This is a genomic window from Duganella sp. 3397, from assembly GCF_031456625.1.
GTDB classification, from domain to species: domain Bacteria; phylum Pseudomonadota; class Gammaproteobacteria; order Burkholderiales; family Burkholderiaceae_D; genus Rugamonas; species Rugamonas phyllosphaerae.
This window is the reverse complement of sequence record NZ_JAVDVB010000007.1, coordinates 157,915-171,073: the sequence shown is the minus strand read 5'-3', so window position 1 is coordinate 171,073 and position 13,159 is coordinate 157,915. Positions and strand designations below refer to the sequence as shown.

The window sequence follows — 13,159 nt, the reverse complement described above, 5'->3', positions numbered from 1 at the left end:
GCTCAGGCCCGCAAGCCTACTATCGCGGCATGAAACTTATCTCGATTATCGATTCCCACACGGGCGGCGAACCGACCCGCCTGATCACTGCCGGGGGTCCGCAACTGGGCGCCGGCCCGCTGGACGAACGCCTGGCGCGCTTTCGGCAAGACTACGACAAGTTCCGCACGGCGGTGGTGTGCGAGCCGCGCGGCTCCGACGTGCTGGTGGGCGCACTGCTGTGCGAACCGCATGCGCCCGACTGCGTGGCCGGCGTGATCTTCTTTAACAACGTCGGCTACCTGGGCATGTGCGGCCATGGCGCCATCGGCCTGGTGGCGTCGCTCTCGTTCATGGGCCGCATCGGCGCCGGCCGCCACCGCATCGACACGCCGGCCGGCGTGGTCGAAGCGGTGCTGCACGACGACGGCAGCGTCACCATCGAAAACGTGCCCGCCCGCCGCACGCACCAGGCGGTCACCGTCGAGGTGCCGGGCCACGGCGCCGTCACCGGCGACGTCGCCTACGGCGGCAACTGGTTCTTCCTGGCCGACGGTCATGGGCTCGACATCGATATCGGCAATATCGAGGCGCTCACCAGCTACAGCGTTGCCGTGGGCGCCGCCCTGGCCAACGCCGGCATCACCGGCGACAACGGCGCGGTGATCGACCATATCGAACTGTTCGGCCCTTCGCGCACCGGCGCCGACAGCCAGAGTTTCGTGCTGTGCCCCGGCAAGGCCTACGACCGCTCGCCATGCGGCACCGGCACCAGCGCCAAGCTGGCCTGCCTGGCGGCCGACGGCAAGCTGGCCGAAGGCGCTGTGTGGCAGCAGGAAAGCGTGATCGGCAGCGTGTTCGAAGCGTCGTACCGCCAGCTCGACGGCAAGCTGGTGCCGTCGATCCGGGGCCGGGCCTGGGTCACGTCGCAAGCGCACCTGGTGCTCGACCCGGACGATCCTTACGCCTGGGGCATTTGATGAACGTGATCGACGGCGATGTCGACGCCATCGTCATCGGCGCCGGCATCGTCGGCGCCGCCTGTGCCGATGCGCTGACCGAGCGCGGGCTGCGGGTGGCGGTCATCGAGCACGACACGGTCGGTGGCGGCGCCAGCGCCGCCGGCATGGGCCACCTGGTGGTCATGGACGACAACCTGCCCGAACTGGCGCTCACGTCCTACTCGGTGTCGCTGTGGCGCGACCTGGTGGGCGACCGTCCGCAACGCCACGAATACAGCAACTGCGGCACCATCTGGGTGGCCGCCGACGAAGAGGAACTGGCGGTCGCACGCACCAAGGCGCACACGCTGTCCACCTTCAACCTGGACTGCACCATGCTCTCGCCGGCCGAACTGTATGCGCGTGAGCCGCAATTGCGGCCGGGTCTTGCCGGCGGTCTGCTGGTGGCCGGCGACGGCCTGGTGTACGCCCCCAAGAGCACGCGCCTGCTGCTCGACCGCGCCATGCGCCGCGGCGCCGTTACCCGTCGCGCGCGCGTGACCGCCATCGAAGACCACGCAGTGGTGCTGGACGACGGCGCCCGCTGCGAGGCGCAGCACATCGTGCTGGCGGCCGGCACCGGTTCGCGCGCGCTGCTGCCCGAGCTGCCGGTGCAGCCTAAAAAGGGTCACCTGGCCATTACCGACCGCTATCCGGGTTTCGTGCGGCACCAGCTGGTGGAGCTGGGCTACATCAAGAGCGCACATGCAGCCAGTGGCGACTCGGTGGCCTTCAACCTGCAACCGCGTCCCACCGGCCAGGTCCTGATCGGATCCTCGCGCCAGTTCGACACCGTCGATCCGGCGGTGGAGCCGGCCATGCTGGCGCGCATGCTGCGCCACGCCGCCACCCTGACACCGGCGCTGGCCGACCTCCACGTGCTGCGCTGCTGGACCGGTCTGCGCGCCGCCACCCCGGACGGCCTGCCGCTGATCGGCCCCTCCAGTGCGCGGCGCGGCCTGTGGCTGGCCACCGGCCACGAAGGTCTGGGCATCACCACCGCGCTGGCCACGGCGCAGCTGCTGGCCGCGCAAATGCAGGGCGAAAGTTCGCGCATTCCTTATCATCCCTATTTACCGCACCGCTTCCAATGACCGCCGCCAGCTCCAGTTTTGCCTTGACGATCAACGCGCGCACCATCGACGTGCCGGCCGGCGTGACCGTGGCCGCCGCCATTGCGCTGGCGTGCGACGGCGTGGCCCTGACCCGGTGCGCGGTGGGCGGCGCCGCGCGCGCGCCCCTGTGCGGCATGGGCGTGTGCCACGAATGCCGCGTGACCATCGACGGCCGCGCCCATCAACTGTCGTGCCAGACGCTATGCGCGCCCGGCATGCGGGTGCAAACCCTGGGGGGTGCGGCATGAAGCATTTCGATGTGCTGGTGGTGGGCGCGGGACCGGCGGGCCTGGCGGCCGCGCAAGCGGCAGCAGCCGGCGGTGGCGCGGTCGCCATCGTCGACGACAACCCGCTGGCCGGCGGCCAGATCTGGCGCGGCGGACCGCAGCACCAGCGCGACAGCCGGGCCCCAACCCTGTGGGCCGCCTTGCAGGCGGCGACCAATGTCAGCTTCCTGGCGCAAACGCGGGTATTGTATTCACCGGCGCCGGGCCAGTTGCAGGTGCAGACGGCTGATACTGCGGACACCCTGCACTTCAACCACCTGGTCATCGCCACCGGCGCGCGCGAGCGGCTGCTGCCATTCCCCGGCTGGACCCTGCCCGGCGTGACCGGCGCCGGCGGTCTGCAGGCGCTGGTCAAGGGCGGCTACCCGGTCGCGGGCAAACGGGTGGTGGTGGCCGGCAGCGGCCCGCTGCTGCTGGCGGTGGCGGCCACGCTCAGGGAACGCGGCGCCGAGATCGTCGCCATCGTCGAGCAGGCGCCCTTGCCGGCACTGGCGCGGTTTGCCGTCGGCCTGGTGGCCACACCATCGAAGACCATGCAGGCGCTGCGCCTGTTTGCGCAGTTGCGCGGCATTGCGTACCTGCGCAACAGCCACGTGGTGGCGGCCCATGGCAATGGCGTGCTCGACTCCGTGAAGGTACAGCGCGGTGGCCGGCAGCAGACGTTTGACTGCGACTACCTGGCCTGCGGCTACGGCCTGCTGCCCAACCTGGAACTGGCGCAGGCGCTCGGCTGCGCCACCGGGGCGGCAAACGGCCAGACCGTGGTGCAGACCGGCAGCTGGCAACAAACCAGTATTCCCGGCGTGTACTGCGCCGGCGAGGGCACGGGGATTGGCGGCGTGGACCTCGCGCTGGTGGAAGGCCGCATCGCAGGCCTGGCTGCCAGTGGCCAGGCCCAGCACATGCAGGCGGCGCTCGACGAGCGCGCACGCTGGAAAAAATTCGCCGCCCGCCTGGCGCGCGCCTTTGCGCTGCGCCCGGAACTGGCCACGCTTGCCGCCGACGACACCATCGTCTGCCGCTGCGAGGACGTGGTGCACGCGGAGTTGCGCGGGCACGCCAGCTGGCGCAGCGCCAAGCTGCAGACCCGCTGCGGCATGGGGCCATGCCAGGGCCGCATCTGCGGCGGCGCCACCGAGGTGCTGTATGGCTGGCGACCGGACGCGGTGCGCATGCCGATCGCGCCGGCGCGCATCGATACCCTGATCGCTACTGCCGACGTTTGAACTGGTAGTACAGCGCCAGCGCGCCGGCGCCGGCCGCGCTGACCACGATGGCAGCGCCGGCGAACAGCGCCGCCGGGTTGCGCATGCCCAGCAGGTCGGCCGCGAATGCCAGCGACACGGTGGCCAGCAACTGCGCCGGCATGATGAAGCGCAGCTGGCGGAACGAATAAGGGTCGCCGCGCAGCCACTGCCGGCGCGCCACGTACAGCACCGGTCCCCACTGGACGATGATGAACACCAGCGTGGCCAGGATGATCAGCAGCAGTCTCATTTGGGGTGGAAGGCGCGCACCTTGGTAAGCAGGCGCGTGGTCGAGCGGTCGTGTTCGAAGTCGATCGCCACGGCCTGGCCGCCGTAGGCCAGCACCGCCTGTCCTTCGGGGATCGCATCCATCTGGTAGTCGCCGCCCTTGGCGTAGATGTCGGGGCGCGCCTGCTGCACCACTTCGAGCGCCGTGTCTTCGTCGAAGTCCACGACCAGGCTCACCGATTCGAGCGCGGCCAGCAGCGCCATGCGGTCGGCGCAGCTGTTGAGCGGACGGTCGTCGCCCTTGCCCAGCCGCTTGACCGAAGCGTCGGTATTGGCCGCCACCACCAGCGAGGCGCCCAGCGCGCGCGCCTGCGCCAGGTACGTGACGTGGCCGCGGTGGAGAATGTCGAAAACGCCGTTGGTCAGCACCACCGGCTTGGGCAGCGCCGCCACGCGGGCCGCCAGTTGGTCGCGGGTGCAGATTTTTTGTTCGAAGTCGGGCATGGCAATCATCTCGGCTAGAATGGGAGTTCTTGGGCCGCTATTATTGCATCCCCCTATCGCCTGTGTTCAAATACCTCACATGACACTGACCGAACTGAAATATATCGTCGCCGTTGCAAGAGCGAAACACTTCGGCCACGCAGCGGAAGCCTGCTACGTTGCACAGCCCACGCTGTCGGTCGCCATCAAGAAGCTCGAGGATGAACTGGGCGTGGTGTTGTTCGAACGGGGCGGCGCCGAAATCTCGGTCACGCCGCTGGGCGCGCAAATCATCGCCCAGGCCGAACTGGTGCTCGAACAGACCGCCGCCATCAAGGAGCTGGCCAAGCAGAACAAGGACCCGCTGGCCGGGCCGCTGCGCCTGGGCGTGATCTACACCATCGGCCCCTACCTGCTGCCGCCATTAGTAAAAGGCATGATCGACAAGGTGCCGCAAATGCCCTTGATCCTGCAGGAGAATTTCACCGTGCGCCTGCTCGAGATGCTGCGCCAGGGCGAGCTCGATGCGGCCATCATGGCGCTGCCGCTGCCCGACCACGGCATGACCATGCAGGCGCTGTACGATGAACCGTTCGTGGTCGCCATGCCGGCCCTGCACCCGTGGACCAGGCGCAAGACCATTCCCGCCAACGACCTCAAATCCGAGAACATGCTCTTGCTCGGCAACGGCCACTGCTTCCGCGACCAGGTGCTGGAAGTGTGCCCGGAAATGGCGCGCTTTTCCACGCCGGGCAACGGCATGCAGCGCACGTTCGAGGGCTCGTCGCTGGAGACCATCCGCCACATGGTATCCAGTGGCATCGGCCTGACCGTGCTGCCGCGCGCCTCGGTGCCGGACATGGATGCCAACGACGGCATGCTGCAATACCGGCCCTTCGAGGCGCCGGCGCCGTCGCGCCGCGTGGTCATCGTCTGGCGCAAGAGTTTTACCCGCAAGGCGGCGATTGACGCCGTGTGCGAAGTGGTCGCCGCGTGCAACCTGCCCGGCATCACCACCCTGTGCACGGAAGACTGAGGCGATATTTGCGATAATGGCGGTCTTACCGTTATGTCCCTTCGCCGAGACGCCCTTCGATGAACAAGCTTGCCCTGTATTTCCGCCTGGTCCGCCTGGACAAACCGATCGGCACCCTGCTGCTGCTGTGGCCCACGTTATGCGCGCTGTGGCTCGCCTCGAACGGCCGGCCCAACCTGCTGCTGGTGCTGATCTTCTCGCTCGGCACCCTGCTCATGCGCTCGGCCGGCTGCGCCATGAACGACTATGCCGACCAGGATTTCGATCGTCACGTCAAGCGCACCGTCAATCGTCCCATCACCAGCGGCCGCGTGAGCGGCAAGGAAGCGCTGGCGATTGCCGCTCTGCTGTCACTGGTTTCCTTCTGCCTGATCCTGCCCCTCAATGCGCTGACCAAGCAGCTGTCGGTGGCAGCGCTGATCATCGCCGGCACCTACCCGTACTTCAAGCGCTTCTTCGCCATCCCGCAGGCGTATCTCGGCATCGCCTTCGGCTTCGGCATCCCGATGGCGTTTGCCGCGATCCTGGGCACGGTGCCGACGGTGGCGTGGGTGCTGTTGATCGGTAACGTGTTCTGGGCCGTGGCGTACGACACCGAGTACGCGATGGTGGACCGCGACGACGATTTAAAGATCGGCATCAAGACCTCGGCGATCACGTTCGGCCGCTACGACGTCGCCGCCATCATGGTCTGCTACGCGGTGCACCTGCTGCTGCTGTTGTGGGTGGGCTTGCAGATGGGCATGGGATATTGGTACCTGGGCGGGCTGGTGATTGCTGCCGGCATTGCCGTCTATCACTACACGTTGATACGCCACCGCGAACGTGATTCCTGCTTTTATGCCTTCCGCCACAACAATTGGTTGGGTGCGGCGGTATTTGGCGGTATCGCGTTAGACTACGTCATGCGCTAAGCGTTCGTCGCGGTCAGGCGGGCGCAAGGCACGTATACTTTTTTTCGACCGCAGCGATAACGACGAGGTGAATATGAACCAACCACAAAACGGCAACGGTACGCTCAACGACATCAAGGATGCCAGCAGCGCAGCACGCGACAAGGTCGTCACCGGCGTAAAAACCGCCGCCCACGACGCGCAAGACTATCTGAGCGAAGCTGGCGACAAGGCCAACGAAGCGATTTCGGAAGCGCGCACGCGTTTCGAAGACTCGCTGCGCAACGCCCGCATCGACCTGCGCAAGCTGGAAGACACGGTACTGGCCCACAGCCGCGACGCCGCCCGCCAGGCCGACGTCTACGTCCACGACAATCCGTGGAAAGCCGTCGGCATCGGCGCGGCAATCGGGCTGCTGGCTGGCCTGTTGGTCTCGCGTCGCTAAGCTAAAGGGGACCTCAAAAAACCGTAGCGAGCGGTTCGTTATCGTCGCGAGTAGCGGAAGCGTACGGCTGTACGCTGAGCAACGGAGCGGCGATAGCGGATCGCGCAGTAGGTTTTTCAAGGTTCCCTACAGTACTAACGCTCAATAAAGCCGGTCCCCTCGAAGCTGCGCACCGCATTGCCCCTTTCGGCACTGTGGTGCTGCAAGTGACGGGCGGACTGGCTTGTTGCATTGGCGTCCTCCATCAGCCCCGCCAGCTTGCTGGCCAATAGCTGCGCCGCCAGCTTCCTGTTGGCGTGCTGGCTGCGCTGCGATTGCACCTTCACCGTCAAACCGCTGGCCACGTGCGTGGGCGGATGGCGCTGTCGGTCTTGTTGACGTGCTGGCCGCCCGGCCCCGAAGCACGGGTGGCTTCGTAGCGGATTTCGCCCCCATCCTCAGGCTGGTCCAGCGGCGCCCACGCCCCGCCGTGCAGGAACCAGTTCTTGCGTCGGCATTGCGGCCGGTAAGGGCTCGGCTGCACCCACAGCAGGCTGCCGCGCCAGCGCCGCGCCAGCAGCAGTTCCCGCCCGTCGTCGCCGTCGAGCTGCAGCAGGATCGAGCGCAGCGTGCCCGGCACCGGGCCGTCCGCCTGCTCGATCACGCCGGCCGTCACGCCCATTTTCGCTGCCTCGGCCAGCACCCGGTGCAGGGCCTTGGCCACGCCCAGGCAGCACTCGGCCGGTCCGGTATTCGCACTCAGTTGAAGCCAGATCATCAGCAGCACTCCCCACGAGTTTTATAGGTGAGCAGCGGCTTGCTGCGATAGACCTCGCGCACCAGCCCCGCGCCGAGCAGGCTGCCGAGCACCGACTCGACATTCTTGTATGCCTGCGGCGCCTCTTCGTAGATCAGCGCCTTGTCGTTGCAGATCACGCGGCCGCCCAGCGCCGTGCGACTGAGCTGGGCGGGCGTGGCCAGCCTGACTAGGCGCCCCTTGCATTCGCCGCGCTGCCACTTGCGTCCCGCCCCGTGCGCCAGCGAGTGCAAACTGAGCGCGCCGTTCTCTGTCACCGGCGCCAGCAGGTAGCTGTAGTCGTCGCGCGAGCCTGGCAGCATCACCAGGCCCTGGTCGGACGGCGTGGCGCCCTTGCGGTGCAGCCAGCCGTCACAGCCGTCGATGTGCGCCGACGTGACGGTGTTGTGGTTCACGTCCAGCACCGGCGCCGCATCGCAGCGCAACCGATGCACGATGCGGGCGGCGATCACCGCGCGGTTCAGTTCCGCGTAGCGCACGGCGGCGTCGTGCCGGCGCAGGTAATCGAGCGCTGCCACGCTGCCGGCAGGCAGGCCGTCGTGCGAGCACGCGTCGATGTGCGCGGCCAGGATGGCCTGTCCCAGTCCGCGCGAGCCGCTGTGCACCAGCAGTTGCAGGTGTTTGGACGACACCACGGTAGTTGCCAGCGTATCGGCGCAGGCCACGCGGTCGATCACCTGCAGTTCGGCGAAATGGTTGCCGCGCCCGATGGTGCCCAGCGATCGCAAATGGGCCGTATCGAGGCCGGCATCGGCCAGCGCGCCGGTGACAGCTGCCAGGTGCACGGCCAGTTGCGGATCGCGCGCGTGCAGCAGCTGCCACTCGTGGTCGTCGAGCGGTTCGTCGAGGTTGCCGATTTGCTTGTCCAGCTTGTCGAGCCGCACCTTGCCGGCCAACAGGTCGGTTTGCCACAGGCCCATGCCGCAGCCGATGTCGTTGCCCACCAGGGCCGGGTACAGCACGCCTTCGCAGAAAAACACCGCGCCGACCGGGTAGCCGCGTCCCGGGTGCAGGTCGGGCAAGCCGACCACGCGCCGCATGCCGGGCAGGCCGGCAGTGGTGTGCGCCTGTTGTATGGCAGCGCCCTCGAGCCACAGGCGCTCGGACGCGATGATCGATAAACGATCGGATAACACTTGAATAAAATTGCCCATGAAGGAGCCTATCCTGAAAAATAACCGAGGATTGGGCGTGGCGATACAGCGGCAATACAGAAGTAATATTGCCGGTATGGTCGGTGAACTTATGGAGGAACGCGCGCCAGGGTTGGCACAGCGGATCAGTCCAGCAAGTAAGCAGCCAGGCCCAGGAAAGGAGTGGTGGCGACGACGTGATGCATGGTGATCTCCTTTCAGAATGGGTGGATGGAAGTGGAGGTCAGCTGGCGGCGCCCAGTTCGTCACCGAGTTCCTTGCCGCGCGCAGCAGCTGCCTTGGCGCCCTTGACGATGGCCGCTTTGACGCCGCTGTCTTCCATGCTGGTCAACGCCGCATACGTGGTGCCGCCCTTGGAGGTGACGCGTTCGCGCAGCAGCGCGACCGGTTCGCTCGACTGCGTGGCCAGTTGCGCCGCACCGGCAAACGTGGCCAGCGCCAGCTGGGTGCCCTGCTGGTCGGACAGGCCCAGTTCCGCCGCCGCCTGCTGCATCGCTTCGATGAAGTAGAACACGTAGGCCGGGCCGCTGCCCGAGATGGCGGTCACGGCGTCGATCTGCGCTTCGTCGTCCAGCCACACGGTGGGGCCGACTGCGCGCAGGATGTCGTCAGCGGCCTGCTTCTGCTGCGCCGAGACACCATCGGTGGCGGCCATGCCGGTGATGCCCATGCCGATCAGGGCGGGGGTGTTGGGCATGCAGCGCACGATGGCGCCGTAGCCGCCCAGCCAGCGCGACAGATCGGCGCTGCGGATGCCGGCAGCGATCGAGACGATCAGCGGCTGGCGCGCGGCGTCGATCAGCGGCAGCAGCTGCGCGGCGACCTCGCGCATGCTTTGCGGTTTGACGGCCAGCACGATCACGTCGGCGGCACATACGGCAGCATCGGATGCGCTGGCGGTAGTGACGCCGTACTGGGTGCGCAGGCGTTCCAGTGCATCGGCATTGGGATCCACCACGTGGATGTTGGCGCCGGCGGTCAGTTTGCCGGCCAGGCCGGCGATCAATGCGGAGGCCATGTTGCCGCCGCCGATAAATGCGATTTTCATGTCAAGCCTTTGGATAAGTTCGGGAACCAAAAATGGCGGATCCAACGCGCACGATGGTGGCGCCTTCGACGACGGCTGCGCGCAGGTCGGACGACATGCCCATCGACAGCGTGTCGAGCGCCAGGCCTTCGGCGCGCAGCTGGTCGTACAGCGCGCGCAGTTGCGCGAACGCGGCGCGTTGTTGTTCGAATTGCTCGGCCGGCTCGGGGATCGCCATCAGGCCGCGCAGCGTGAGGTTGGGCAGCGCTGCGACCTTATGGGCCAGCGCGGCCAGTTCGTGCGGGGCCACGCCACTCTTGCTGGCCTCCCCGCTGATGTTCACCTGCAGGCAGATCTGCAGCGGTGCCAGGCCGGCCGGGCGCTGTTCGGACAGGCGCTGGGCGATCTTTTCGCGCTCCACCGTGTGCACCCAGTCGAAGTGTTCGGCAATCGGCCGGGTCTTGTTGCTCTGGATCGGGCCGATGAAATGCCACTCCAGCGCCGGCGCGCCCAGGTCTTTCAATGCACGGATCTTGTCCACGCCCTCTTGCAGGTAGTTTTCGCCGAAGGCGCGCTGGCCGGCCGCCACCGCCTCGTGCACGGCTTGCGGCCCGAAAGTCTTGGACACGGCCAGCAGCTGCACGGTGTCCGGGGCGCGGCCCGCTTCTGTGGCGGCAGCGGCGATAGACGCGGTGACAGCTTGCAAGTTCTGGGGGATCGGGGACATAATCATTGGGGCTCTTCAGGCAATCGTTAAAGTCAGGCACAGGGATTATAAATGGACATTTCCGAACTTCTCGCATTCTCCGTCAAGAACAAGGCCTCGGATCTGCACCTCTCGGCCGGGCTGCCGCCGATGCTGCGTGTGCACGGCGACGTGCGGCGCCTGAACGTCGATGCGCTCGAGCACAAGGAAGTGCACCGCATGATCTATGACATCATGAACGACGGCCAGCGCAAGGTCTACGAAGAACGCCTGGAGATCGATTTTTCGTTCGAGATTCCCGGCCTGTCGCGCTTCCGCGTCAATGCCTTCAACCAGGATCGCGGCGCGTCTGCGGTGTTTCGCACCATCCCGTCGAAAATCCTCACGCTCGAAGACCTGAACGCGCCAAAGATATTCGGCGACTTCGCCCTGAAACCGCGCGGCCTGGTGCTGGTGACCGGCCCCACCGGCTCGGGCAAATCGACCACGCTGGCGGCCATGGTCAACCACCTCAACGAAACCGAGCATGGCCATATCCTCACCATCGAAGACCCGATCGAGTTCGTCCACGAGTCGAAAAAATGCCTGATCAACCAGCGCGAAGTCGGGCCGCACACGCATTCGTTCAGTAACGCGCTGCGCTCGGCCCTGCGCGAAGACCCGGACTGCATCCTGGTCGGCGAATTGCGCGACCTGGAAACCATCCGCCTGGCGCTGTCGGCCGCAGAAACCGGCCACCTGGTGTTCGGCACGCTGCACACGTCGTCGGCTGCCAAGACCATCGACCGTATCGTCGATGTGTTCCCGGCCGAGGAAAAGGAGATGGTGCGGGCCATGCTGTCGGAGTCGCTGCAGGCGGTAATCTCGCAGACCCTGCTCAAGACCAAGGACGGCAGCGGCCGCGTGGCTGCGCACGAAATCATGGTGGGCACGCCGGCCATCCGCAACCTGATCCGCGAAGCGAAGATCGCGCAGATGTATTCGTCGATCCAGACCGGCAGCAACTTCGGCATGCAGACGCTGGACCAGAACCTGACCGACCTGGTGCGGCGCAACGTGATCTCGTCGGCCACTGCGCGCAGCGCGGCCAAGACGCCTGAAAACTTCCCGGGCTGACCATGGAAGCCAACACCGCCTCCACATTCATGTTCGACCTGCTGCGCAATATGCTGGCGAGGAAAGGGTCGGACCTGTTCATCACCGCCGGTTTTCCACCGGCGATGAAAATCGACGGCAAGATGACGCCGGTGGCGCCACAAGCGCTCACGCCCGCCCACACGCTCGACCTGGCGCGGTCGATCATGAACGACAAGCAGGCTGCCGGTTTCGAGCAGACCAAGGAAGCCAACTTTGCCATCAGTCCGCCCGACCTGGGACGGTTCCGCGTCTCGGCTTTCGTGCAAATGGGCTCGGTGGGCATGGTGCTGCGCACGATCACCAGTGAAATTCCGGTGCTGGAAAACCTCGGCCTGCCCGAGGTGCTCAAGGAAGTGGTGATGGCCAAGCGCGGCCTGGTGATCATGGTGGGCGCCACGGGCTCCGGCAAATCGACCACGCTGGCCGCCATGGTCGGCTACCGCAACGAGAACAGCTACGGCCACATCATCACCATCGAAGACCCGGTGGAATTCGTCCACCCGCATCGCAACTGCATCGTCACCCAGCGCGAAGTGGGCGTGGATACCGAGGACTGGGAAACGGCGCTCAAGAACACACTGCGCCAGGCGCCGGACGTGATCCAGATCGGCGAAATCCGCGACCGCGAAACCATGGACCACGCAATCGCCTTTGCAGAAACGGGTCACCTGTGCCTGGCCACGCTGCACGCCAACAGCGCCAACCAGGCGCTCGACCGCATCATCAACTTCTTCCCCGAGGAGCGCCGCCAGCAGCTGTTGATGGACCTGTCGCTCAACCTCAAGGGCCTGGTCTCGCAGCGGCTGGTGCCGCGCAAGGGTGCGCCGGGGCGCGCGGTGGCCATCGAAATCCTGCTCAACACTCCCCTGATCTCGGACCTGATCTTCAAGGGCCAGGTGCACGACATCAAGGAGCTGATGAAAAAGTCGCGCGAACTGGGCATGCAGACCTTCGACCAGTCGCTGTTCGACCTGCACGAAGCGGGCCACATCACGTACGAGGACGCGCTGCGCAACGCCGATTCGGTGAACGACCTGCGCCTGGCTATCAAGCTCGACAGCAAAACCACGCCCGAGCAGGCGCCGCCTGCCGGCGCCAGACAACTAGGCATCCTGTGAGTACCAACTTATGAGCTCCATCTACGATTTCACCGCCAACGACCTGGCCGGCGTGCCGGTGGACCTGCGCCAGTACCAGGGCCAGGTGCTCCTGATCGTCAACACCGCCAGCGCCTGCGGCTTCACGCCGCAGTACCAGGGCCTCGAAGCCGTGTACCAGCAGTTTCGCGCACGTGGCGTAACGGTGCTGGGCTTTCCGTGCAATCAGTTCGGCGCGCAGGAGCCGGGCAGCGCCAGCGAGATCGGCGCCTTCTGCGAAAAAAACTACGGCGTCACGTTTCCGCTGTTCGCCAAGGTCGACGTCAACGGCGACCAGGCCCACCCGCTGTTCGCCAGGCTGAAACACGAGGCGCCCGGCATCCTCGGCACCGAGCGCATCAAGTGGAACTTCACCAAGTTCCTGGTGCGCAAGGACGGCACCGTGTTTGCCCGCTATGCGCCCACCACCAAGCCGGAAAGCATCGTCGCCGACATCGAAAAGCTGCTGGCGGAGTAACACCGGCGGCC

General features: G+C 66.2%; 17 protein-coding genes. 10 read left to right on the top strand and 7 right to left on the bottom strand.

Annotated features, from left to right (window positions below; all coding sequences use genetic code 11):
* The first annotated feature begins 29 nt into the window (after window positions 1–29).
* From J2X54_RS21850 to J2X54_RS21835, 4 genes are read left to right on the top strand one after another with little or no spacing between them, the layout of a single operon-like run.
* A complete protein-coding gene (locus J2X54_RS21850; RefSeq protein ID WP_310183873.1) occupies window positions 30–959 on the top strand; it encodes a 4-hydroxyproline epimerase in 930 nt (309 codons plus the stop codon).
* Window positions 960–964: 5 nt separating this feature from the next.
* A complete protein-coding gene (locus J2X54_RS21845) occupies window positions 965–2,074 on the top strand; it encodes an NAD(P)/FAD-dependent oxidoreductase (protein ID WP_404990950.1) in 1,110 nt (369 codons plus the stop codon).
* Window positions 2,071–2,343 carry a (2Fe-2S)-binding protein gene (locus tag J2X54_RS21840; protein ID WP_310183619.1) on the top strand — a complete coding sequence of 91 codons (273 nt, stop codon included), beginning with the start codon at window positions 2,071–2,073 and terminating at the stop codon, window positions 2,341–2,343. Before J2X54_RS21845 ends, J2X54_RS21840 begins: the two co-directional genes overlap by 4 nt.
* Complete coding sequence (locus tag J2X54_RS21835; protein WP_310183616.1) at window positions 2,340–3,608, top strand: FAD/NAD(P)-binding oxidoreductase; 1,269 nt, start codon at window positions 2,340–2,342, stop codon at window positions 3,606–3,608. Before J2X54_RS21840 ends, J2X54_RS21835 begins: the two co-directional genes overlap by 4 nt.
* Here J2X54_RS21835 and J2X54_RS21830 read toward each other — a convergent pair.
* Entirely contained in the window at window positions 3,592–3,879 is a 288-nt protein-coding gene (locus J2X54_RS21830; RefSeq protein WP_070249354.1) for a hypothetical protein, read from the bottom strand. The genes J2X54_RS21835 and J2X54_RS21830 overlap by 17 nt on opposite strands.
* Window positions 3,876–4,361 (bottom strand): D-glycero-beta-D-manno-heptose 1-phosphate adenylyltransferase, encoded by a 486-nt coding sequence (rfaE2, locus tag J2X54_RS21825; RefSeq protein WP_070249367.1) that lies wholly within the window; start codon window positions 4,359–4,361, stop codon window positions 3,876–3,878. Before rfaE2 ends, J2X54_RS21830 begins: the two co-directional genes overlap by 4 nt.
* Window positions 4,362–4,440: 79 nt before the next feature.
* Between rfaE2 and J2X54_RS21820 the strand changes: the two genes are divergently transcribed.
* From J2X54_RS21820 to J2X54_RS21810, 3 genes are all read left to right on the top strand, one after another.
* A complete protein-coding gene (locus J2X54_RS21820; RefSeq protein WP_310183613.1) occupies window positions 4,441–5,376 on the top strand; it encodes a LysR substrate-binding domain-containing protein in 936 nt (311 codons plus the stop codon).
* Window positions 5,377–5,435: 59 nt separating this feature from the next.
* Window positions 5,436–6,290, top strand: a complete 855-nt coding sequence (gene ubiA, locus J2X54_RS21815) for a 4-hydroxybenzoate octaprenyltransferase (RefSeq protein ID WP_070249352.1) — start codon at window positions 5,436–5,438, stop codon at window positions 6,288–6,290.
* Between the two features lie 73 nt (window positions 6,291–6,363).
* Window positions 6,364–6,714: a YqjD family protein gene (locus tag J2X54_RS21810; RefSeq protein ID WP_070249351.1), complete on the top strand. Its 351-nt coding sequence runs from the start codon at window positions 6,364–6,366 to the stop codon at window positions 6,712–6,714.
* Window positions 6,715–6,848: 134 nt separating this feature from the next.
* On the opposite strand, the gene J2X54_RS21805 is transcribed toward J2X54_RS21810, so the two are convergent.
* The 5 genes from J2X54_RS21805 to J2X54_RS21785 all read right to left on the bottom strand — a co-directional run bounded on the left by J2X54_RS21805 (window position 6,849) and on the right by J2X54_RS21785 (window position 10,418).
* Window positions 6,849–7,040 carry a hypothetical protein gene (locus J2X54_RS21805; RefSeq protein ID WP_404990949.1) on the bottom strand — a complete coding sequence of 64 codons (192 nt, stop codon included), beginning with the start codon at window positions 7,038–7,040 and terminating at the stop codon, window positions 6,849–6,851.
* Window positions 7,041–7,042: 2 nt separating this feature from the next.
* Window positions 7,043–7,471 (bottom strand): hypothetical protein, encoded by a 429-nt coding sequence (locus tag J2X54_RS21800; RefSeq protein WP_310183608.1) that lies wholly within the window; start codon window positions 7,469–7,471, stop codon window positions 7,043–7,045.
* On the bottom strand, window positions 7,471–8,664 hold the full coding sequence (locus J2X54_RS21795; protein WP_310183605.1) for an RNA ligase RtcB family protein: 1,194 nt from the start codon (window positions 8,662–8,664) through the stop codon (window positions 7,471–7,473). Before J2X54_RS21795 ends, J2X54_RS21800 begins: the two co-directional genes overlap by 1 nt.
* 223 nt (window positions 8,665–8,887) lie before the next feature.
* Window positions 8,888–9,712, bottom strand: coding sequence for a pyrroline-5-carboxylate reductase (gene proC, locus J2X54_RS21790; RefSeq protein WP_310183602.1), 825 nt, complete (start codon window positions 9,710–9,712; stop codon window positions 8,888–8,890).
* Between the two features lies 1 nt (window position 9,713).
* The gene (locus J2X54_RS21785) at window positions 9,714–10,418 is read right to left on the bottom strand and encodes a YggS family pyridoxal phosphate-dependent enzyme (protein ID WP_310183599.1); all 705 of its coding nucleotides are present in this window, start codon (window positions 10,416–10,418) and stop codon (window positions 9,714–9,716) included.
* 51 nt (window positions 10,419–10,469) lie between these two features.
* On the opposite strand from J2X54_RS21785, the gene J2X54_RS21780 reads away from it, so the two are divergent.
* Genes J2X54_RS21780 through J2X54_RS21770 form a run of 3 tightly spaced genes read left to right on the top strand, consistent with a single transcriptional unit; the run spans window position 10,470 to window position 13,148 of the window.
* On the top strand, window positions 10,470–11,513 hold the full coding sequence (locus J2X54_RS21780) for a type IV pilus twitching motility protein PilT (RefSeq protein ID WP_070249348.1): 1,044 nt from the start codon (window positions 10,470–10,472) through the stop codon (window positions 11,511–11,513).
* A 2-nt stretch (window positions 11,514–11,515) separates the two neighbouring features.
* Entirely contained in the window at window positions 11,516–12,652 is a 1,137-nt protein-coding gene (locus J2X54_RS21775) for a PilT/PilU family type 4a pilus ATPase (RefSeq protein WP_310183594.1), read from the top strand.
* Window positions 12,653–12,662: 10 nt separating this feature from the next.
* Entirely contained in the window at window positions 12,663–13,148 is a 486-nt protein-coding gene (locus J2X54_RS21770; protein ID WP_070249346.1) for a glutathione peroxidase, read from the top strand.
* Window positions 13,149–13,159: the final 11 nt, after the last annotated feature.

What these genes read in the sequence shown, in the direction of transcription:
- J2X54_RS21835 (WP_310183616.1), top strand. Translation starts at nt 2,340, where the DNA reads ATGAAGCATTTCGATGTGCTGGTGGTGGGCGCGGGACCGGCGGGCCTG.
- J2X54_RS21795 (WP_310183605.1), bottom strand. Translation starts at nt 8,664, where the DNA reads ATGGGCAATTTTATTCAAGTGTTATCCGATCGTTTATCGATCATCGCG.
- J2X54_RS21775 (WP_310183594.1), top strand. Translation starts at nt 11,516, where the DNA reads ATGGAAGCCAACACCGCCTCCACATTCATGTTCGACCTGCTGCGCAAT.
- J2X54_RS21810 (WP_070249351.1), top strand. Translation starts at nt 6,364, where the DNA reads ATGAACCAACCACAAAACGGCAACGGTACGCTCAACGACATCAAGGAT.
- J2X54_RS21820 (WP_310183613.1), top strand. Translation starts at nt 4,441, where the DNA reads ATGACACTGACCGAACTGAAATATATCGTCGCCGTTGCAAGAGCGAAA.
- J2X54_RS21780 (WP_070249348.1), top strand. Translation starts at nt 10,470, where the DNA reads ATGGACATTTCCGAACTTCTCGCATTCTCCGTCAAGAACAAGGCCTCG.
- J2X54_RS21770 (WP_070249346.1), top strand. Translation starts at nt 12,663, where the DNA reads ATGAGCTCCATCTACGATTTCACCGCCAACGACCTGGCCGGCGTGCCG.
- ubiA (WP_070249352.1), top strand. Translation starts at nt 5,436, where the DNA reads ATGAACAAGCTTGCCCTGTATTTCCGCCTGGTCCGCCTGGACAAACCG.
- rfaE2 (WP_070249367.1), bottom strand. Translation starts at nt 4,361, where the DNA reads ATGCCCGACTTCGAACAAAAAATCTGCACCCGCGACCAACTGGCGGCC.
- J2X54_RS21830 (WP_070249354.1), bottom strand. Translation starts at nt 3,879, where the DNA reads ATGAGACTGCTGCTGATCATCCTGGCCACGCTGGTGTTCATCATCGTC.
- J2X54_RS21840 (WP_310183619.1), top strand. Translation starts at nt 2,071, where the DNA reads ATGACCGCCGCCAGCTCCAGTTTTGCCTTGACGATCAACGCGCGCACC.
- J2X54_RS21800 (WP_310183608.1), bottom strand. Translation starts at nt 7,471, where the DNA reads ATGATCTGGCTTCAACTGAGTGCGAATACCGGACCGGCCGAGTGCTGC.
- J2X54_RS21850 (WP_310183873.1), top strand. Translation starts at nt 30, where the DNA reads ATGAAACTTATCTCGATTATCGATTCCCACACGGGCGGCGAACCGACC.
- proC (WP_310183602.1), bottom strand. Translation starts at nt 9,712, where the DNA reads ATGAAAATCGCATTTATCGGCGGCGGCAACATGGCCTCCGCATTGATC.
- J2X54_RS21785 (WP_310183599.1), bottom strand. Translation starts at nt 10,418, where the DNA reads ATGTCCCCGATCCCCCAGAACTTGCAAGCTGTCACCGCGTCTATCGCC.